Consider the following 20,754-nt stretch of genomic DNA (forward strand, 5'->3'; position numbering starts at 1 on the left):
GCTGTCCAGGCGGTCCGGGCCTCTTTTATTAACCTGATTGACTGTTTTTAATATTGTTAAATAATATCCGCATTTTATTAGCCCTTTGGCTTTTTAGTGCTAGCTTTCCGAATAAGTGAAGTTCTCTTTTTGAAGTTTTCGGAACATCTCTTCGCGCAATTTCCTCAGATCTTTCCTTCTCAGGCATTGGATAACCACATCGTGAGATACGACGCTATCCTTCAGCTGCCCGTCATGATGCAAGCATACTTCAAAGGAACATCTTATCTGATAGGAAAGATTCCTATGGATTTTCTGCGTCCAGAAACAGTGATCCTTCGCCAGAGAGCATAAATACATATGAAACTCCATTTCCTTCTCGCAAAACTTGAACAGCTTCTTATCTCCCAGATCAGGATTATCCACTATCTCCTGCAAATCCCTGTTTAGCGATTCAAGATGATTTAACTCTTCGACGCTTGGTCCTCCCAGAGCTATAACCTTTTCAAGGACGCTATACTCCAGAAGGGTTCGAAGCTTAGTGATTTCCCAAAATCCTTCCTCGTGGTAATCTGTTACAAACCAGCCTTTATATTGGATAGAACTGATCAAGCCCTGCTCTTCCAATTCTTTTAAGGCCTCCCGTATTGGCGCCCTGCTGATGCCCAATGTCCGGGACAATTCTCTTTCGTTTATCCGATCGCCGGGGCGAAGCCCCCTGCTTTCAAAAATCTGCTCCCGGATATAATTAACAACAAATTCTTTTAAATTTCCTCTGATGTTGGGAGCATCATGGAACCCCTTTACCATTTTTCTTTTCCTCCTCTTTGTGGACGACCGGTCGACCACTTGCTTTAACTATATATCTTTTAATTTCCTACGTCAAGTAGATACTATACGAAATATCGATTTAAATCTTTAAAATAAGAAAACCCTTGAATAAATCAAGGGTTCTATCTAATCTATACAGGTCTGCGCTTTAAAACAGTAATATCAACTTCGTGTCTGCCAATAATCTCCTTTATAGCATCAATACTTTCACTTACATTTTTTTGATAGCCTTGTATTTGTGATATATCCATAGCCATTTTATCATGCTCTGCTTTATTAACATCTGCCTTGTGCTCTAAGGCTTTCAATATTTGGTGATCCTCTTGCTGTCTGCTTTTCAACTCAGACACATCCATTTTAAGCTCTGACACATCAGTCTTCAGCTCTGATATATCATTTCTCATCAGTTTTATTTCTTCAAGTATTTTGACTAATAAGGATTCATCCGCCAATACAATCGCCTCCTGTTCATAAGATATCAAAGTTTTTGAGAAAAAGCAAGTATAGCAGCTAAAGAAACATCCCATTGTCACCTAATAATTCAGCTTAAGCCCCAGCCATAGCAGGCCTATTGATAGAATCACCATGACCAGCTGAATCTTAAAAATCCATTTGAACCATTTGGTATAGCTTACTGAGGCCAGTCCTAAGGAAATTAACAGTACGGCATTTGTCGGGTACATTATGTTGCTGAACCCATCCCCAAACTGGAAAGCCAATATGCCCATCTGACGGCTGATGCCTATCATATCGAGAAGAGGAGCTATTATAGGCATTACTATAAAGGCCTTGGCACTGCCGGAGCCTATAAAGAAGTTCAGTACGAGGACCAGAAAGTATATCCCCAATACAGCGTTTATCCTGGTGGAGGATGCAATCCAGCCAGATGCATAGTACAAGATAGAGTCCATTATACCGCCTGTGGCTATGATATGCTTGACGCCAGATGCCAAGAGTATCAGCATGATGCCGGGAGACATAAACAATGCGCCTCTGAAGAATTTCTGCCCTACTCCCCTAAGGGATAAGCCGGAAAGAAGGCCTCCTCCCACTCCTGAAATAATAAACAGCAAGGCGATTATAGGCAGGTTGTATGCACTTATTGCAGGAACTACAGGTGACAGCAGCACCAGACATACCATGAAGCAAGTCACTGCTGCAAACCAAATGACGCCTTTCCTGTTATCTATGGGAACGCCTTCCGCCCTGGCTGAAGAATCAACTGCGCTTTGAGCTTCAGGCCTTATTCTTTTTGTATAAAGCATTAAAAAAGCCATCAGGACAATGTAGGTTATGAAAAAAATTAATAGCCTGTACCCTGCCCCGGAAAACATGGGCACACCGGAAATCTCCTGGGCGATCCCAATTGTAAAGGGATTGGTCACGGCTGCAGAAAAGCCAAAGCCGCAGGCCACCAAAGACATGCCGAGCCCGGTTAGCACATCCCATTTAAGCTCTATAGCCAGTGCTATCATAAGCGGTACCAGCGGAACGATCTCTTCAAAAATACCTATGAAAGCTCCAAGGCACATGAAAATAAAAACGATGAGCCCCATCAGCACATATTTTTTATCCTTAAATCTTTTTACTACATTTGTAATTATGGTGCTCAATATCCGGGCCTCATTCAGCACATGGATTGCCCCACCGATCACAAGCAAGAATATGATGATTGCAATAATCAATACACCGTCTGAAGTCCATAAAACCGAAATCGGGGCTGCCGCCCACTTATATACGGGCAGCCTTTCCTGCTCAGTGAATTTAAAGCTGCCGGAAACAATGACTTGCTCTCCATCTACTATAGCTCTCTCATAAGACCCGGTGGGTATGATCCATGTCAGCAAGCCTGACAAAAGTATAAGCACTGCTAAAATCAATATAGCGGAGGCAAATGTCTTTTTGCTTATATTTCCCTCGTTCATACTTTGATCCCTCCAAACAATAATCAACAGCAAGCCGGAATTTTACAATTATTCGCTTTGATATCTCAGTAAAAACCTGATATAAAAGCGGATCATGTTATGAAAGTTTATTATGGATATTCTTTCATTGCTGGAATGTATAGAAGCATTATCCTTTTTGGTCAGTATTACCGCTGAAAATCTATATATATTTTTGCATGACCCCAGATACTTCCTCGAATCAGTTCCTCCTACCATGAGATAGGGTACAATCACGGCTTCCGGATATATTTCATTAATAATACTGCCCAGTATTTTGTATGACTCCGAATCAATGGAAGATATCTCTGAGGGTTCTTCAACCAGCATCTTTTCTATCTGAAAATCGATACCCGGATTGACCTTTTTTATATGCTCCAAGGTAGAATCTACGCTATCGCCCTGAAGGACTCTCAGGTTAGCTACAGTCCATGCTTTTTGCGGCAATACGTTGGGAGCATCTCCGCCGCCGTTCATCGTAAAGGCTATGGTGGTCCTTATCAAAGCATTGGTAAGAGGGCTCTTGGCGAGCATGGGACTAATGATCGGAAAGAGATGGTCTATGTTTTTTAAGACAAATTTTTTCTCTTTCATATAAGGCGCCATCGCTTTAAGCATTTCGCTCACAGGCATGGTAAGCCTGGCAGGCATAGGGTTATTCTCCACATTGGATATGATCCTGGCTATGGTGCCGATCCCAGTGCTCCCGGGAGGCATGGATGAATGGCCGCCCTTGCCTTCAACGGTTATCTTGATATTGGTGGAGCCCTTCTCGGCAATGCCTATTATGGCTGCAGGCACGGCAAGACCTTCCAGCATATCGGTTATGACGCAGCCGCCTTCATCGATTACGCATTCAAACTCAATATTTCTTTCTCTGAAGATCCTGGCTGCTTCTTCGGCTCCCCTCATTCCTCCTATTTCCTCATCAAATCCAAATACCATATAAATATCTCTCTCAGGCTTAAAGCCATTGCTTATAAGATGCTCTACCGCTTCCATTACCGCTATGACTTGATTCTTGTCATCCAGCGCCCCTCGCCCCCAGATATGATCATCTTTTATGGTTCCGGAAAAGGGAGCCTCCTCCCAATCGGCCTCTGAATCCCTTTCTATAGGCACTACATCATAATGGCCCAGCAACAGAATCGGTTTATTGTTATTGCTCTGGCTCTCCCATATATATATGGGACAATATCCGTTTACCAGCTCTTTTTTGCAGACTTTGTTTATATTTGGGTATGTGTTTTCGAGAAACAGTAAAAATTCGTCAAACAGCTTGAAATCCATCTTCTCATAGTCAGGATATGATACCGTCTTTATTTTGATTGAATCGGCCAAATGTTGCACAGCAGTGTTTAGGTCAAAGCTTTTTTCAATATTTGAATCCGACATAGCATCCTCCTAAAATTATTTTTTATTCAGTATAATAATTTTATATTACTCCATTTGCAAGCCGGGGTCTACCACATTTATACTTTTATAACAAGACCCAGCAATTTTGAGAGATCTACAGCTTGCACAGGAGAAACTATTGCTCCTCTAATGTCTTCGGGCCGTATGCCTAAACCTTCAATATTGGAATCGGTCAAATCCATTCCCGATAGACTGGTCCCTGACATCTGGCTCAGTCTGAAATTGCACTTTCGGATATCCACCTTATTAAAGCTGCTGTCCTGGAAGTTGCTGCTTTCAAGTATGCAATCTAAAAATACGGCACTTTTTACTTTAACAAAACTCATCAAAGCAAATTTGCCATTGCAGTTTTTCATATAAATGTTCTGGAGCGTTGCCTCGCTGAGGTTCATGCCCACAAGCTTGCAATCTATAAACTCTGTCCTATGAATAATTGCACCGCTGAAGTTTGCGTTTGACAAATCACAGTTTTCAAACCTTACATCTGTAAGCTCCAGAGAATTGAATCTAACACCTTTGAAGTCCACTTTATTGAAAATCACACCTTCAAAGCTTATTTGATCAGCTGCCTGCCTATCGACTTTGCAATCCGATATATAGATATCCCTGATGCTGCTTTCGTCTTCGATTTCAATGACGCTCGTGCATGTGTCTTCGATTCCCCTTATGAATTTGGGCTTGATTATTCTGGGAAGAGCTTGCTTGCTATTCATTTTGAAGTCTCCTTAGTATTTTATTTGAATTTGATGTAGATACAGATGAAATATATCGCATTTCATAGCTGTAAAAATTCATATATCTGATTTTTTTATATTATTCAATCCTATCTATCAAGTCCTTAATACAATTCTTTTTCCCCTTTGCTAGCCTATGAATATTTTGTACGTTTAAATATGTTGATAGAAAGTATAATGCTGCTGATATGATAATTATCCGGCCTGCATTTATATTAACGGCATTTTGCCTGCTATACACTAAAGATATAATATTTGGGTGTACTTCTCAAGCTCTTCTTTATACATTCTTTATCTCACCATATTTCGCCTTTATGCCATCTTTATGAAGAAATAATTATAATTAAATTGATGGGAGACATTCAATGGTTGGAGATCAATGCTTATAGTCTTTAAAGAAAATTAAGTGAGGTGAAACCCATGACAGATAATTTTAAGCCATACGATAGTTACATCCAATCGGCTATAAATGCCTTAAAACAGAGGAGCTATCCACAGGCAGAAGAAAATATCAAGCAAGCTATGCTTATAAATCCTCATTCTTCTGTTGTTCACAATTTGTATGGTATATTTGAGGAGCTCTTAATGAAAGATAATCTAGCCCGCAAGCATTATAGGGCAGCCTATGCCCTTGATCCAACATATAAGCCTGCAATTCGGAATCTGGAGCGTATATCTACCTTTGAATACTACCTGAAAAGAATCCCCATTGATTTTGGTGACCAGCCGGAGGAGAAAGCTGAAGATACGTACCCTGCATATGATGATAACCCTGTAATGTGTTTGTGTAAGAAAGAAAAGGAGTGATTTTTATATGGAAAGGGTTTTAACAATTTCCGCATTTATCGGACTGGGATTGCTTGTTTACCTATTCTATATTTTATTCAGAGGTGAAGAATTATGACCTATTTTATACTGCAGGATATATTTTATATAGTCCTATTGATAGGACTGTCTATTCCCTTGGGAATTTATATGTATAAGGTTATGGCAGGGCAGAAGGTTTTCTTGACTCCTTTGTTTTTTCCCATGGAAAGCAGAATCTATAAGCTGATGGGAATTCAAGCTGACGAGGAAATGAGAGCAAAAGAATATGCTTTTTCAGTCATTGGCTTCAGCAGCATCGGTCTTGTTTTTCTTTGGGTGCTGCAAATGCTGCAGGGTATTTTGCCTCTCAATCCCGAGGGAATTAAGGGAACCAGCTGGCATCTTGCTTTTAATACGGCAGCAAGCTTTGTTTCCAACACCAACTGGCAGGCTTATTCAGGCGAATCTGCTCTGTCTTATCTATCCCAGTCATTGGGACTGACCCTTCAGAATTTTGTATCGGCAGCAACGGGAATTGCCGTATTGTTTTCCTTGATGAGAGGATTGATTTTAAAAGAGAAAACAACCATCGGAAACTTTTGGGCGGACTTGACGAGGACCACACTCTATATTTTGATTCCTCTTTCTTTAATTACAGCGCTCCTTATTGCCTCTCAAGGCGTGGTCCAGACTCTGAGTCCTTATAAAGATGTTGTTCTGCTGGAAAGCGGTGGAGTTCAGACCATACCTTTAGGCCCGGCTGCAGGCCAGATTGCCATCAAGCAGCTTGGTACAAACGGCGGCGGCTTTTTCGGAGCAAATTCAGCCTTTCCCTTGGAGAATCCCACACCATTCTCCAACTTGGTCCAATGCTTGTCACTCTTGCTGATACCTGCCGGGCTATGTGTGACATTTGGAAAGGCGGTGAAGGACAGCAAGCAAGGCAAAGCAATCTACGCGGCGATGCTCATCTTGTTTGTTATATGCCTTGCTGCTGTTACCTTCAGCGAACAATATTCAGCACCTGTTTTTGATGATGCTGCAGCATCCGGCAGCTTGGAGGGCAAGGAAATTATTCATGGTGTGGGACTTTCATCCCTGTGGGCTGCCGCAACTACTGCTGTGTCTAATGGTTCTGTTAACTCCATGCACGACAGCTTTACACCCCTTGGCGGCATGATTCCCATGTTCCTGATGCAGCTTGGCGAAATAGTTTTCGGAGGTGTAGGCAGCGGCCTTTATGGGATGTTGGCATTTGTCCTCCTTACTGTATTTATCGCAGGATTAATGGTTGGCCGTACTCCTGAATACTTGGGGAAAAAAATTGAACCCTTTGATATGAAAATGGTGTGTATTATAGTGCTCGTTCCGCCGCTTTTTACATTATTCGGAACAGCTGCCGCCGTCTTAATGCCTGAGGCACCTTCTTGGCTGACAAATTCGGGAGCCCATGGCTTCTCTGAAATTCTTTATGCCTTTACTTCTATGGGAAATAACAACGGCAGCGCCTTTGGAGGCTATGCAGCTAATACGGTTTTTACAAATACTACAGGAGGAGTCATTATGCTGATAGTACGCTTTGTGCCTATGGCAGCAGCTATATATCTTGCAGAGAACCTTGCACGTAAGAAGACGGTAGCCCCGGGTGAAGGGACACTTTCCACAAGCAATGCTATGTTCGTGGGACTGTTAATATCAATAATCCTGATAATAGGTGCACTTACCTTTTTCCCTGCTTTAGCGTTAGGACCCATTGCCGATTATTTTACCACTGTTAAATGAGGTGAGCTATATGAATAGTAAAAATTTAGAAAGAAATATATTTATCGATGCAATCAAGCAGTCTTTCGTTAAGCTTTTGCCAAAAACTCAGATTAAAAACCCTGTAATGTTTGTAGTCTATATAGGAGCTGTATTAACTTCGATGCTATATTTGCTATCTTTTGCCGGTATTAAAGATGAAAGCCCGGTCTACACACTTGCCATTGCTTTGATACTGTGGTTTACCGTGCTTTTTGCCAACTTTGCGGAAGCCATGGCTGAAGGCAGAGGCCGAGCTCAGGCCGACACCCTGAGAAAGTCCAGAAAAGATGTAAAAGCTAAAAAACTGAAATCAGCGGCTGATATAGAAGATTATGAGGAAGTATTGTCCAACACCTTAAAAAAAGGAGATATTGTATATGTAAAAGCCGGTGAACAGATACCTATGGATGGAGAGGTAATCGAAGGAGCCGCATCGGTAGATGAAAGTGCAATCACAGGCGAATCCGCTCCCGTCATACGTGAATCCGGCGGTGACAAAAGTGCTGTAACGGGAGGCACTACTCTGGTATCCGACTGGCTGGTTATTCGGGTAACAGCCCAGCCGGGGGAAAGCTTCCTTGATAAAATGATTTCCATGGTAGAGGGTGCCTCCAGAAAGAAAACTCCCAATGAGATTGCGCTCCAGATATTGCTAGTAACTCTTACCATTATTTTTCTTGCTGTAACCGCAACACTGCTGCCCTTTTCAGATTTTGCAAGCAAACAGGCTGAAGCAGGTTCCGCCGTCTCCATAACTAATATAATTGCACTGCTTGTATGTTTGGCACCCACAACCATTGGAGCCCTTCTCTCATCCATCGGCATTGCCGGCATGAGCCGTTTGAATCAGGCCAATGTGCTGGCTCTGAGCGGACGCGCTATCGAAGCTGCAGGAGATGTGGATATACTCTTATTGGATAAAACAGGTACTATCACACTGGGAAACAGACAGGCAAGCGAATTTATCCCCTTAGGCGGAGTGACAGAACGTGAACTTGCCGATGCTGCACAGCTTTCCTCAATTGCGGATGAGACTCCCGAAGGAAGAAGCATAGCAATACTGGCAAAAGACCGCTTCAACCTAAGAGGCAGAGATCTGTCCAAGCTAGGCGCTGCATTCGTGGAATTCTCTGCAAAAACAAGAATGAGCGGGGTTGACTATCAGGGCAATGAAATCCGAAAAGGTGCTGCCGAAGCCATAAAAAAATTTGTGCTGGATAAAGGCGGAATTTATCCGGATGAATGCGATGAAATCGTCAAACGAGTTGCGGGAGAAGGGGGAACACCTCTTGTAGTTGCTAAGAACAATAAGGTATTAGGCGTTATTTACCTTAAAGATATCATAAAAAACGGCGTCAAAGATCGATTTGAAGATTTGCGAAAAATGGGCATAAAAACCATCATGATAACCGGCGACAATCCTATGACCGCTGCAGCCATCGCTGCAGAGGCAGGTGTGGATGACTTCCTTGCAGAAGCAACGCCGGAAGCAAAGCTTAATCTTATTCGTAATTATCAAGCCAAGGGACATCTTGTAGCTATGACAGGCGATGGTACTAACGATGCGCCGGCCCTTGCACAAGCAGATGTGGCAGTGGCCATGAATACAGGCACACAAGCTGCCAAGGAAGCCGGAAACATGGTGGATTTAGACTCAAGCCCAACGAAGCTGATTGATATCGTAAGGATAGGGAAGCAGCTGCTAATGACAAGGGGAGCACTGACCACTTTTAGTGTTGCCAACGATGTAGCAAAATACTTTGCTATCATACCTGTACTGTTTTTTGGCATTTATCCTCAACTTGACTCCCTCAATTTCATGAGACTGACAAATGCAACCAGTGCCATCCTGTCAGCCATTATATATAATGCATTGATCATCGTCGCACTGATTCCTTTGGCTTTGAAGGGAATAAAATATGATGAAATGCCGGCCGGAAAGCTTTTAAAAAGGAATATGAAGATTTATGGCTTAGGTGGCATTCTTGCACCCTTTGGAGCAATTAAGCTTATTGATATAGTACTGACCGCATGCGGTCTTGTGTGAGGTGAAATAATGTGAGAAAAAATCTTAAAGCTCTCAAGCAGGTATTTTTGTGCTACATCATTATGACAATACTATGCGGGATCATTTATCCGGGCATCGTTACCGTTATTGCTCAGACAGTATTCCCTATTCAGGCTAATGGCAGCATCATTACCATCACACTAAGAGACGGAACACGCAAAGATTATGGTTCTGCTTTGATTGCTCAAAAATTTACGAAACCGGAGTATCTAATAGGCAGGCCTATGGGTACAACGAATCTGTCACCTGTAAGCAAAGAGCAGGAAAAGCTTGTAAAGGAACGAATCGATTGGTGGCATTCCTTTGACCCTGATAATGATGCGGAAATTCCTATGGACCTGATTACTGCTTCAGGCAGCGGTGTTGATCCTAATATTACACCGGCAGCAGCTGAGTATCAGGTTTCGCGTATTGCAAGGGAAAGAGGTCTCAGTGAATATGCAGTCAGAGAAATTATAAGCAAATATACCACGGGAAGATTCCTGGGATTTTGGGGTGAACCGTCGGTAAATGTATTAAAAGTGAATTTATCACTTGATGGCTTGCTTTAGAGCAAGTTTAATGACATACTTAAAAAAGGAGGGATTTTATGGTAAATAATTATGAACAGCGTCCCAATCCGGACATTATTCTGGAAAGCATCGGCGCCGACAGATCCGTAAAAACAGGTAAGCTTAAAATTTTCTTTGGCTATGCAGCCGGTGTAGGCAAGACTTATGCTATGCTTGATTATGCCCAGAATCAGTTAAAAAGCGGTATTGATGTTGTGGCCGGGTATATAGAACCTCATACCCGGCCTGAAACAATGCAGCTGCTAAGCGGATTGCCTGTTTTACCTCCAAAGATCATAAATCACAAAAATATTCAACTGAAAGAATTTGATTTAGATGCAGCACTCAGCAGGAAGCCCGAACTTATTCTGGTTGATGAGCTTGCCCACTCCAATGCTTGGGGAGTCCGCAACAAAAAACGATATCAGGACATAGAAGAGCTTCTCAATGCCGGAATTGATGTCTGCACAACAATAAATGTTCAGCATATTGAGAGTTTGAATGATGTGGTTCAGGATATCACAAAAGTTACTGTTCGCGAAACAGTCCCTGACTATATCTTTGACAATGCGGATAATGTTAAGCTCATAGATATCGAACCTGATGAACTCCTAAGACGATTTGAGGAAGGAAAAATTTATCGGCTTGAAAGAGCCAAAACAGCTATGAAAAATTTTTTTACCAGAGAAAACCTTTGTCTTCTGCGTGAGATTGCTATGCGCAAGGCTGCGGATAGAATCAGCCATGAAAATCAGAACGAACGGCGTATGGCAGAAAAAATGGCCAGCATCAAGCTGCTGGTTTGTGTCGGTTCTTCACCATCTTCATCCAAATGCATCCGTTGGGCGGCAAGAACAGCTGAAGCCTTTCATGCGCCATGGATAGCAGCCTATGTAGAAAACATGGAGAGCCGATATTTTACGGAAGAAGAAAAGAAAAGCATTCGTATCAATCTTGATCTGGCTGAGAGATTGGGTGCTGAGATAATAACACTAAACGGAGATGATATTGCAGCCATTATCGCAGAATATGCCAAGCTTTCAGGAATTACCAATATTGTCATAGGGAAAAGCAGGAATAAGAAAACACTGAAAAGCCTGTTTGAAACAGATCTTGAGGATAAGCTTATTTCTCTTCTGCCCAGCATAGAAATTCATATTATTCCCGGTAATACGACACAAAAAAACTATCGAAATCCAAAGAAAAGGACAATAAAGCAGAATCTGCTTTTTTCATGGACTGATGCATTGAAAACCTTTGGGCTTTTAACTGCAGCCACCCTATTTTGCATGGTTCTTCAAGCTTTTGATATCGGCGATCAAAATATTATAATGGTATATATTCTGTCCGTACTTATGATTTCAAGAATCACAACGGGATATATTTATGGTGCTGTTGCTTCCGTATTAAGTGTGCTTGCATTTAATTTCTTTTTTACGATTCCGTATTATACCTTTAATGCGATACAGCCCGGATATCCTATTACCTTTTTCATCATGCTCCTTGTGGCTTTGATAACAAGTGCCCTTACCATCCGTGTAAAAATACATGCACGTCTTGCCGTAGAAAGAGAACACCGTACGGAGGTGTTATATGAAATTAATAAAAAACTCTTAGGAACCAGAGGACTTGAAAATATAATGAACCTGACAAATGACTATATTACAAAACTCTTTGACCGCTCCGCAATTTTTTACACGCAAGACCCGGAGAACAGCTCAAAATATGCTTTTATGCAGTCATCCGCAGACTCGGATGCTTCCTTCCTATTATCGGAAGATGAGCGTGCTGTTGCCCACTGGGTATTCATCAATCAAAAATACGCAGGTGCGGGTACGGATACCCTCATGGGAGCAGGTGCTTTTTATATACCTGTTATCTCACAAGGAAATGTGCTGGGAGTAATTGGTTTATCCTGCGCTACGGGACAGCTCAGCCAAAGCAACCGTGCATTTTTGCATATGCTTACTTCACAAGTAGCAATGGCTTTGGAGCGCCAATACTTATCCGATGAGCAGCGGCGGATAGTAATCGAATCGGAAAAGGAAAAAATGCGAAGTAATTTGCTTAGAGGAATTTCCCATGATCTGCGCACCCCGCTCACCTGCATCTCAGGTGCAAGCTCCGCCATACTTGAAAGCGGCGATTGCCTTGATAAACAGACTCATGACAAGCTGGTTTCCAATATTAAAGAGGATTCCCAGTGGCTTATTCGCATGGTGGAGAATATCCTTTCCGTTACACGTATCAATGAAGGGACTATGAATGTTACAAGAACTCCGGAGGCTGCTGAAGAAATCGTAGCCGAAGCCATCAACCGCACTCGTAAAAGATTTCAAAACCGTAAGATTACGGCCAAAGCTCCCGATGAGCTTTTGATGATTCCCATGGATGGGACGCTTATTGAACAGGTCCTTATAAACCTAATTGAAAATGCTGTCAAACATTCACCTGAGGATTCCGTTATTGAAGTGGAAGTAAAAAAGGACGGTAATGACGCTGTATTCCAAGTAGTTGACCATGGAGAAGGAATTTCAGAACAGGATTTTCCTCATTTGTTTGAGAGTTATAGCCCAAGCAGGAAGCGAAGCTCGGACTCATCAAGAGGCTTGGGAATAGGCCTATCCATATGCATGTCCATTATAAAGGCGCATAATGGTAAAATGGAAGCAACCAATAAAAAGGAAGGCGGTGCAGTTTTTAAATTTATACTGCCGCTGGGAGGAAGCGAAAGCTATGGATAATAAAACCTTAATTCTAATAGTGGAAGATGAAGAAGGCATATGCAACTTTATTTCCGCAATACTATCTTCAAACGATTTTAATGTAATTAAAACCTCAAAGGGAAAGGACGCGGTTTCAATGACAGCTTCTTATTGCCCTGATTTGATTCTGCTAGATTTAGGCTTGCCCGATATGGATGGCATAGAAGTATTAAAAACGATCAGGCAGTGGACGAATATACCTGTCGTTGTTGTATCGGCCCGGGGTCATGAGCGTGAAAAGGTGGAAGCCCTTGATTTAGGAGCAGATGACTATATTACAAAGCCCTTTGGGACTTCTGAGCTGTTGGCGAGAATAAGAACCGGGCTTCGGCATCATCAAAAGATTTCCATTGGAAGCCCGTCTGAAGCCGATAAAATTACCTTAGGAGATCTGGAAATTAATTATAGCAAAAGAATTGTATCAGTTGCCGGGAAAGAAATACATCTTACTCCTATTGAATATAAAATCATCGTGCTGCTTTCTAAATATATAGGTAAAGTGCTTACCCATGATTTTATTATAAAGGAAGTATGGGGGCCCTATATAAATGAAACCTATTCAAGTGAAATACAAGCACTTCGGGTTAACATGGCAAACATAAGAAGAAAACTGGAAATAAATCCTGCTGAACCAAAATATATTGTTACAGAGGTTGGTGTAGGGTACCGTATGGTTGAGGAATTACAATAATGTCAGCGGAATGTTTTTATTTCAAATCCTCTATTTTCTGTCGGGTAGTTTGCAGGGAACATTCTCTTGCATTCAATCTATCAAAAATCTCGTTCTCAAAACCGTCCGCTGCATGAAACATGCTTTTTTCGACATGAAATATAGTGTCGAATAACCAATTATTATGTTAAAATGAGGGTGGAGAAACGGATTTGAGCTGGTTTCGGCCTTGGAAAAAGGAAAGCGGTTTGATATATACTGCCTGGATATTATTATGCCGGGCTTTATGGGCATTGATGTGGCAAAGGAAATCCGTGTTTTTGACAAAACCGCTCCTATATTGTGAATATGAAGTATATAGATACCATAGAAAATCATCAAGTGACCTTACAGACTCTTGCTTCTGTTCCTGCTGCCCAAGGTAAAGCGAAGGAGATTAAGGACCAGTATCTGAATTATCAAATGGAGGGAGGTGCTTTAGAATGATAGTAACAGTGATAGGACTCCTACGATTTGGATTTTCTCTGGTCTTCGGCATAGCGGTGTCGGTTCTATTTGCGGGAATAGAACCCACAAGGAAAAACAAGCTTATTGCCGGCTTGCTTTGTGTAATTTTTCTTTTCGTTCAGACCGCCAGTTGGTGGCTCTTGGGCTTGGATTTGACATCAAAGCTGTATCCACTGATTATCCACCTGCCGCTGATAGTGATATTCTCCCTATACTATAAACGTCCGTGGCTTATATCTACCGTTAGCGTGCTTTCCGGCTATCTTTGCTGTCAAGCGCCGCGCTGGATCGGTTTCCTTGCGGGAGCCGCCTTTGGCAGCAGACTTGCAGACCACGCTTTTTATATTGCGGCTGTGTTTCTGTTCTACTATTTCCTGAAAAGGTATGTGGCCGGGTCCGTCCGACAGCTTATGGAGGTGTCCACTAAATCTTGCTTGTTTTTAGGAGGAGTACCGCTTTTTTACTATCTGTTCGACTACGCTACCACCATCTACACCGATGTGCTTTACCGAGGCGCTAAATGGGCGGTACAGTTCATGCCCTCAACAATATCTATTTTCTATTTTGTGTTTGTCATCCTTTACTACGCTGAGACGCAAAAACAGGCAAGCATTCAAAGAGAGCGGGATATGCTGGATACGCAGTTTAGACTGGCGCAGACTGAGTTTGCTTCTCTGCGGCAGCTGCAGCAGAATGCCGCGTCCTATCGGCACGATATGCGCCACCATTTGGCTCTTTTGCAGGGGCTGGCATCCGAGGAACACATAGAGGAGATCAAAGAATATCTACGGACTGCTCAGTCCGACATGGACGCAATCACGCCCATACGTTTTTGCGAAAACGAAACCGTCAATCTGATCTTGTCCGCTTTCGCCTCCAAAGCAAAACAATCGGGAATCCTATTGACGGTAGAAGCGAAGCTGCCTGACTCGCTTCCTTTCAGCGACACCGAACTTTGTTCTCTCTTGTCAAACGCTTTGGAAAACGCCATACATGCCTGTGAAAATATAACAGACAGTAATGAACGATATATAAAGCTGCGTGTGTATTCCAAGAATAATAAGCTGTGCATTGACATCCGCAACAGCTATCATACAGAACCGATATTCCATCAGGGCTTTCCTGCATCAAAAGAAAAGGGACATGGCTTTGGCACAAAAAGCATGGCGCATATCGTGGAAAAGCATGGCGGTGTATACCAGTTTTCGGTCAAGGATGGCTGGTTTATATTTCAAGCAACTACATAATCTCTTAATTAACCTTATTTTCCGCTATTTATAAATGAAGAAAGAATGGAAAAGCTCAAGGATTCTGTACATTGGTCTGCTGGATAACTCGTAGAAACTGAACCCGTACAGCATGAATCAACATCTCCGGAAGTCGCATAAAAAAGCAATCGGCAGACAGTGAAAACGCACTATCTGCCGATTGCTTTTTTATGTTTTTTATTTAACCGGAGCTTCTTGCACTGCCTCTATCGTCACAGGCTTTGCCGGATCTGTGGGTATGTTTACCTTGAACAGCTTCATTCCAACGCTGCTTCCTTTTGCTGCTTCAACCTTCAGTATCATGTCAGCATCAGCTATATCTCTTGTGACTATTATATCTCCGGTTTCTTTTACGATTTCCAAAAGCGGGCTTTTGCCCTCTTTAATGATATTGTATTTTACATACTTTCCGTCAACCATATTGCCTACTTCTGCATATTTGTAAACTGCTCCGTTTGCGTGGGGCTTGAGAGCTAAAATTCTTGGCTCCACTGATAATGCAGGATGCAGAAGATCAAATTTGAAGCTTCCAACTATAAGCGCCGCCTTTGCATCTTCAACGTCAAGGGCGTCCTTCACTGTCGATATTTCTCCGTTGAGAAGTTCTGATGTCTCCGCTGCTTTCTCAATCTTTGCTATTGCTGCTGAGATCCTTCCATTCAAAGCGGACTTTAAGCTGCCTTCCTCAAGATTGCCAACAACCTCCCTTGCAGGAGCTTCTAAGGCTCTGGCAGACTGGATCTTTGCCTCAACCTGATCTGAAGCCCTCTTTGCTGCATTCATCGCCATATCCACAATAGATCTTTTTTCAGGAGCTATAGGGGGTCCGAGATAGATGGAAAGAGAGTTCTTCAGCTCTTGAACACGTATTGCCAGCGCTGCTGACTGAACACCTATTCCTTCTTCTCCGGCTTCAGCTTCCAGTTTATTCACTGCAGACTCTGCTGCCTTGTTAGCTTCTTCTTCAGCTTTTCTTCGCTCTTCTTCAAGACGTCTTTCCTCTTCTTCTTTCTTTATCCTTTCTTCCTCAAGCCGCTTAGCTTCTTCTTCCAATTCTAATATTCTTGCCTCTGCATCTACAAGCTTAGGATAATTAGTTACATAGGCTTGCTGTTCAGCTGTCAAAGTTTTGTATGCTTCCCTTGCTTCTTCTACGGCCTTCTTGTTTTCCAGTACCAACGATCCAGGAAGGGCATTGATCTTCTCCTCCACTGCCGCTGCTTTTGCTTTATCTTCCTTGATCCTGTTTTGCTCCTCTTCAAGCCGCTTTGCTTCCTCTTCCAATTCTGCTATTCTTGCTTCAGCATTTACAAGCTTCTGATAATTTGTTACATATGCTTTCTGCTCGGCTGTCAAGGCTTTATATGCTTCTCTTGCTTCTTTTACAGCATCCTTATTTTCCAGTCTTAGCATCTCCAGCACCGGAAGAGCATTTATCTTCTCATCCACTGCTGCTGCTTTTGCTTTATCTTCCTTAATTCTGTTTTCTTCTTCCTTCAGGTGTTTAGCTTCTTCCTCCAGGACCGCTATTTTTGCCTCAGCCCTTAGAAGTTTTTCATAGTTAGTAACATATGCTTTCTGCTCGGCTGTTAAGGCATTATATGCCCCTCTTGCTTCTTCTGCGGCCTTCTTGTTCTCCAGCTTTAATATCTCTATTGCAGGAAGATCATTGATCTTCTTTTCTACTACAGCTGCTTTCTCTTTATCAGCCTTGATTCTGCCTTGCTCTTCCTCAGTTTTCTTTTGTTCCTCTTCTAATGCTGCTATTCTTTTCTCAGCATTTTCAAGCTTTGTATAGTTAGTTACATATACTTGCTGTCCGGCTGTCAAAGCTTTATATGCTTCTCTCGCTTCTTCCACAGCTTTCTTATTTCCCAGCTTTAGCATCTCAGTCACCGGAAGATCATTGATCTTCTTTTCCACTGCTGCTGCCTTTGCCCTATCTTCCTTGATCCTTTTTTGCTCCTCTTCAAGGCGTTTTGCTTCTTCCGCCTTCCTTTGCTCTTCTGCTAATCTGGATATCTCCGTTTGGGACTCAGACAGCTTGCTGTAATTGGTGACCAGCTGCTTTTGCTTTGATGTCAGCGCATTATATTTAGCTGCCGCATCCTCTACCGCTTCTTTGTCTGTCAGCTTTATATCCGTGGGCAGTGCGGCTATTTTATTGATAACCGCATCTGCCGCAATCTGATCATCCATCTCAGGCACCTTGACGGGGGCCAGGTCTGTGCCTGTGAAGTAGAATTCTTCTCCCCTTATATTCTCGCTGATGTTGCCTACCAAGTCTTTGGCCTGGGAATCTATGATCAGAATGTATTCGTATCTTCCCTCAAGAGGCTGGCCCAGAGTCAATATGACCTTGTTCTTATCGATTTTCTTCAGGGAATTGGTTATAGTCTTGTATTTGCTATAATCATCCGCATTCTTTATGGTATATCTGCCTTCATATCCTATAGCTTCGTTATACTCGATCTCCACTGTCAATCTGTCTATAGCGGTAACAGTGAGTATATACGGCTTATCCTCATCTTTGTATTCGCCGTAGAGCATGGTGTAGCCGCTATCGGTATTCTTAGCTTTAATGCCGTGCTTATCCGTCAATATCTTGCTCAAATCTACCTTGTAGTCTTTGTTGTTGTCAATATACTTAGTGGAACTGATAGTAAAGGTCACCAGCTTATCGTCTTCTCTTTCCACTTTTACATCAAAGGTGGCGGAAGGAGTACCTATTGTGCTTGCTTTGCTATTTTTGACCACTACTTTCTTTGACATTTCCAATTCAAAGGTTTTGCCGTCCCTCTGGGTGATATATAATATCTCGGGAACCTCGGGCTCCTCATCGTTGCCATATATATCCATGCCATAATCCCATGAATAGCTCCTGTCAAAAGCATTCCTGTTCACCGATTTGTCTCTTATGCCCTTTAAGGAATCTTCTTTGACTATGGTATAAACTCCATAACCTGATAGAGTTTTGCCCTCTTCCACATTGGAAAACTCTATGGTCCTGCCATCATCTGTTGTGGCTTTGGCATAAAGCTTGATGGTTTTGTTGCCTGCCTTTAATACCATAGCCGTTGCATCGCTGCCGCCTGTTGTGTAGCTCACGGGCTCATCAAATACTGCAGCCACTACATACTTATTTACTGTATAGACATATTGGAGCTCAGGGCCTCGCAGGTCATTCTCCCCTGCTATGGCTCTGAATTCAAAGCTCAGCTTCAATCTATTGCCTGTAGCATCCACAACTCCGTTTATATTTATCTTGTATATCTTTCCTTCCGTCATGGATGCGGTCTCCAGCGTAACCTTCTCATCCTCATATTTTGCACCTATAGGAGAGCCTATATCGTTATTTATCTCATAATTTGCAATATCCTCTGCACTTTTCTCATCCAAGGGTTTTGTGAAGTATATCTCAATTTTATTGCCGCCCACTACTTTATAATTCTTGACAGTAGCTGCCGCAAAATCATCCCGGGATACCCTCAGGGTTCCGCTGTTGTTTTTTTCCATTACGTTGCCGAATTCATCTTCTATATTAAAAATCGTCACAGTATAAGAACTGTTTACGTCAAGGTCCTCCACACGAAGCATGACTTTGTATTTGCCATCGGCATGGGATACCTTTTCCACGCTCTCTACATATATGCTTTCCTTGTACCTGTCATTTCTGGTAATCTCGTAATTATTCGCATCCAATACAGTAGCTTCATTAAATCTGCTGCTGTCGCTGAATACCACCTGGATATAGTTTCTGGACAGGGCCTTGAGATCGCCTTTGGAAAGCTGAGGTGCCGAAGTGTCCACCCTCATGCCGTAGAAGGTTTTCTTAGCCGCTTTTTTCATCACATTGGCAGCCTTTGTCTTGTCGCTTATATTCTCTACGGTCAGTTCATATCTGGCTCCGGCTTTTTGAGGCTCTGTGATCAGCTCCACCGTATCCTCATCATCTCCAACCAGCTGAGCCTCCAAGATGCCCAGCTCTGTGCCAACCGTTTTTATCAGATAGTTCCCCACATCCTCTGCCGAGGCTCTGGTAACAGCTTCGGAAAACTTTATTACCACTCGCTGATTTGTCTCGGCCTTAACATCCCTGAGTGAAGGAGCGGTGGTATCCAATCTGGTGTAAAAGGATCTGCTGTCGGATCTTAAAGCTACACCGTCGATGGATTTTATATTTGTCGCCTTCACTGTATATTGCTTTCTTCCTACCAGGCCGTAAGTGGATAAAGTAACTTTTTTGCCTTCCAGTTCTGCCTTTACTACATCAATGCCTGATATGCTGTAATTTGAAGCATTGGTGGCAGAAGCAAAATCCAATTCCTTGTCAAACTCAATAACGACTGTCTCAACATCTTCACTCTTAACATTTTTTATCCTCGGAGATCCTGATGCTTTTGCTACGCCGGTGAATTTAAGCTTTGTATTGCCTACGTTCAGCGTGTATAGCTTTCCTGAGCTCATGCTCGATGTCGTCAGCCTTACCGTATCTGCCCCAGCCAGGTCTGCAGACTTGATCGACAAGCCCTGGACAGAGTAGTTATCCAGATTTTCCCCATCATACCTGTCTATGTTCTTGGTGAAAACCACTTCTATCACTGTATTTCCCACAGCCTTTGCACTCTTTGCCTCTACATCTATGATATCCTTCATAAGCCCGGCAGCTATGGCTGTAGATTTTCTGATCTTGCCTGTGTCCACAAGAACATTGATATAAACCTTTCCGTCTTTGGTCTTTGCCTTCAAAGCCGATACAGTAGCCTTGGACAGCAGATCTATGGTAAACTTTGCTTCCTTGGAGGGCTTCAAGCCTATAGACTCTGCAAATTTCAAAGTGCCGTCCCAGGTAAAGTCTCCCTTGACCCCTGTTACCGCCTGCTTGTAGCCCAGGGTTTCCAGCAGAACCTTGTAATAGGCCTGCTCGTTTATATTGTTATAGGGTCCGAAACGCCCCCTCTCGTCTCCTATGAAGCCCAGATCGGGGTTTGCCTTGAGGTAAGCCAATATGGCGCGGCCGTCTGCCCACAATACCTCATTCTTGTCTGCAAAATTTGCAGTGCCGCTGTAGTTCAATGCCTCTTCATACAGCCCTCGCAGCTTGAGGATGGATATGGCTGCAGTAAATCTGTTCATCTGTTTTTGGGTATATTCCCATGTAACCCCGTGGCCATCGCCTTCCAGCATGCCGATATCGGCGAGGGTGCTCGCTTCAGGGCTTACACCCCAAGCCGCATAGCCAGGCGCATATCCCATGACAGAAAAAGCTATTGTAAAGGCCAACACAAATGCCAGCAGTTTTTTCATTAAAAAACCTCCTTCATAATAATTTTTAGTTTTTATCAAGCTTAGCGTGCTATGTAAAACAAACCGTAAAATGCGTTTGTCTATAAAATTGTTGGTTATGATGTA

Annotated in this window: 14 protein-coding genes; 8 read left to right on the plus strand and 6 right to left on the minus strand. The window is 42.7% G+C overall.

Going from position 1 to position 20,754, the window contains the following annotated elements; genetic code table 11:
- Positions 1-99: 99 nt before the first annotated feature.
- From AC4HCY_RS20195 to AC4HCY_RS20215, 5 genes are all read right to left on the minus strand, one after another.
- Positions 100-789: a GntR family transcriptional regulator gene (locus AC4HCY_RS20195; protein WP_491095004.1), complete on the minus strand. Its 690-nt coding sequence runs from the start codon at positions 787-789 to the stop codon at positions 100-102.
- A gap of 152 nt (positions 790-941) precedes the next feature.
- Positions 942-1,262 carry a hypothetical protein gene (locus AC4HCY_RS20200; RefSeq protein WP_491095005.1) on the minus strand — a complete coding sequence of 107 codons (321 nt, stop codon included), beginning with the start codon at positions 1,260-1,262 and terminating at the stop codon, positions 942-944.
- Positions 1,263-1,343: 81 nt separating this feature from the next.
- Positions 1,344-2,735 carry a hypothetical protein gene (locus AC4HCY_RS20205; RefSeq protein ID WP_491095006.1) on the minus strand — a complete coding sequence of 464 codons (1,392 nt, stop codon included), beginning with the start codon at positions 2,733-2,735 and terminating at the stop codon, positions 1,344-1,346.
- 48 nt (positions 2,736-2,783) lie between these two features.
- Positions 2,784-4,148 carry a M20/M25/M40 family metallo-hydrolase gene (locus AC4HCY_RS20210; protein WP_491095007.1) on the minus strand — a complete coding sequence of 455 codons (1,365 nt, stop codon included), beginning with the start codon at positions 4,146-4,148 and terminating at the stop codon, positions 2,784-2,786.
- 77 nt (positions 4,149-4,225) lie between these two features.
- Positions 4,226-4,882 (minus strand): pentapeptide repeat-containing protein, encoded by a 657-nt coding sequence (locus AC4HCY_RS20215; protein ID WP_491095008.1) that lies wholly within the window; start codon positions 4,880-4,882, stop codon positions 4,226-4,228.
- 441 nt (positions 4,883-5,323) lie between these two features.
- Between AC4HCY_RS20215 and AC4HCY_RS20220 the strand changes: the two genes are divergently transcribed.
- The 8 genes from AC4HCY_RS20220 (at position 5,324) to AC4HCY_RS20255 (ending at position 15,321) form a co-directional block, all read left to right on the plus strand.
- A complete protein-coding gene (locus tag AC4HCY_RS20220) occupies positions 5,324-5,710 on the plus strand; it encodes a tetratricopeptide repeat protein (protein WP_491095009.1) in 387 nt (128 codons plus the stop codon).
- Positions 5,711-5,803: 93 nt separating this feature from the next.
- On the plus strand, positions 5,804-7,492 hold the full coding sequence (gene kdpA / locus AC4HCY_RS20225) for a potassium-transporting ATPase subunit KdpA (protein ID WP_491095010.1): 1,689 nt from the start codon (positions 5,804-5,806) through the stop codon (positions 7,490-7,492).
- A 10-nt stretch (positions 7,493-7,502) separates the two neighbouring features.
- Positions 7,503-9,560, plus strand: a complete 2,058-nt coding sequence (gene kdpB, locus AC4HCY_RS20230) for a potassium-transporting ATPase subunit KdpB (protein WP_491095011.1) — start codon at positions 7,503-7,505, stop codon at positions 9,558-9,560.
- A 62-nt stretch (positions 9,561-9,622) separates the two neighbouring features.
- On the plus strand, positions 9,623-10,132 hold the full coding sequence (kdpC, locus tag AC4HCY_RS20235; protein WP_491096159.1) for a K(+)-transporting ATPase subunit C: 510 nt from the start codon (positions 9,623-9,625) through the stop codon (positions 10,130-10,132).
- Positions 10,133-10,170: 38 nt separating this feature from the next.
- Positions 10,171-12,876 carry a DUF4118 domain-containing protein gene (locus AC4HCY_RS20240; protein WP_491095012.1) on the plus strand — a complete coding sequence of 902 codons (2,706 nt, stop codon included), beginning with the start codon at positions 10,171-10,173 and terminating at the stop codon, positions 12,874-12,876.
- Complete coding sequence (locus tag AC4HCY_RS20245) at positions 12,869-13,588, plus strand: response regulator (RefSeq protein ID WP_491095013.1); 720 nt, start codon at positions 12,869-12,871, stop codon at positions 13,586-13,588. The genes AC4HCY_RS20240 and AC4HCY_RS20245 overlap by 8 nt, the downstream gene beginning before the upstream one ends.
- A gap of 327 nt (positions 13,589-13,915) precedes the next feature.
- Complete coding sequence (locus AC4HCY_RS20250; RefSeq protein WP_323433405.1) at positions 13,916-14,053, plus strand: hypothetical protein; 138 nt, start codon at positions 13,916-13,918, stop codon at positions 14,051-14,053.
- Entirely contained in the window at positions 14,050-15,321 is a 1,272-nt protein-coding gene (locus tag AC4HCY_RS20255; protein WP_323433406.1) for a sensor histidine kinase, read from the plus strand. The genes AC4HCY_RS20250 and AC4HCY_RS20255 overlap by 4 nt, the downstream gene beginning before the upstream one ends.
- A gap of 198 nt (positions 15,322-15,519) precedes the next feature.
- On the opposite strand, the gene AC4HCY_RS20260 is transcribed toward AC4HCY_RS20255, so the two are convergent.
- Positions 15,520-20,649, minus strand: a complete 5,130-nt coding sequence (locus AC4HCY_RS20260; RefSeq protein WP_491095014.1) for a hypothetical protein — start codon at positions 20,647-20,649, stop codon at positions 15,520-15,522.
- Positions 20,650-20,754: the final 105 nt, after the last annotated feature.

The sequence above is a fragment of the Lutispora sp. QWL-02 genome, assembly GCF_058315355.1.

Bases quoted from the DNA above. Each gene is read 5' to 3' on its own strand.
- AC4HCY_RS20195 (WP_491095004.1), bottom strand. From the start codon at position 789: ATGGTAAAGGGGTTCCATGATGCTCCCAACATCAGAGGAAATTTAAAA.
- AC4HCY_RS20205 (WP_491095006.1), bottom strand. From the start codon at position 2,735: ATGAACGAGGGAAATATAAGCAAAAAGACATTTGCCTCCGCTATATTG.
- AC4HCY_RS20210 (WP_491095007.1), bottom strand. From the start codon at position 4,148: ATGTCGGATTCAAATATTGAAAAAAGCTTTGACCTAAACACTGCTGTG.
- AC4HCY_RS20215 (WP_491095008.1), bottom strand. From the start codon at position 4,882: ATGAATAGCAAGCAAGCTCTTCCCAGAATAATCAAGCCCAAATTCATA.
- AC4HCY_RS20220 (WP_491095009.1), top strand. From the start codon at position 5,324: ATGACAGATAATTTTAAGCCATACGATAGTTACATCCAATCGGCTATA.
- kdpA (WP_491095010.1), top strand. From the start codon at position 5,804: ATGACCTATTTTATACTGCAGGATATATTTTATATAGTCCTATTGATA.
- kdpB (WP_491095011.1), top strand. From the start codon at position 7,503: ATGAATAGTAAAAATTTAGAAAGAAATATATTTATCGATGCAATCAAG.
- kdpC (WP_491096159.1), top strand. From the start codon at position 9,623: ATGACAATACTATGCGGGATCATTTATCCGGGCATCGTTACCGTTATT.
- AC4HCY_RS20240 (WP_491095012.1), top strand. From the start codon at position 10,171: ATGGTAAATAATTATGAACAGCGTCCCAATCCGGACATTATTCTGGAA.
- AC4HCY_RS20245 (WP_491095013.1), top strand. From the start codon at position 12,869: ATGGATAATAAAACCTTAATTCTAATAGTGGAAGATGAAGAAGGCATA.
- AC4HCY_RS20250 (WP_323433405.1), top strand. From the start codon at position 13,916: ATGAAGTATATAGATACCATAGAAAATCATCAAGTGACCTTACAGACT.
- AC4HCY_RS20255 (WP_323433406.1), top strand. From the start codon at position 14,050: ATGATAGTAACAGTGATAGGACTCCTACGATTTGGATTTTCTCTGGTC.
- AC4HCY_RS20260 (WP_491095014.1), bottom strand. From the start codon at position 20,649: ATGAAAAAACTGCTGGCATTTGTGTTGGCCTTTACAATAGCTTTTTCT.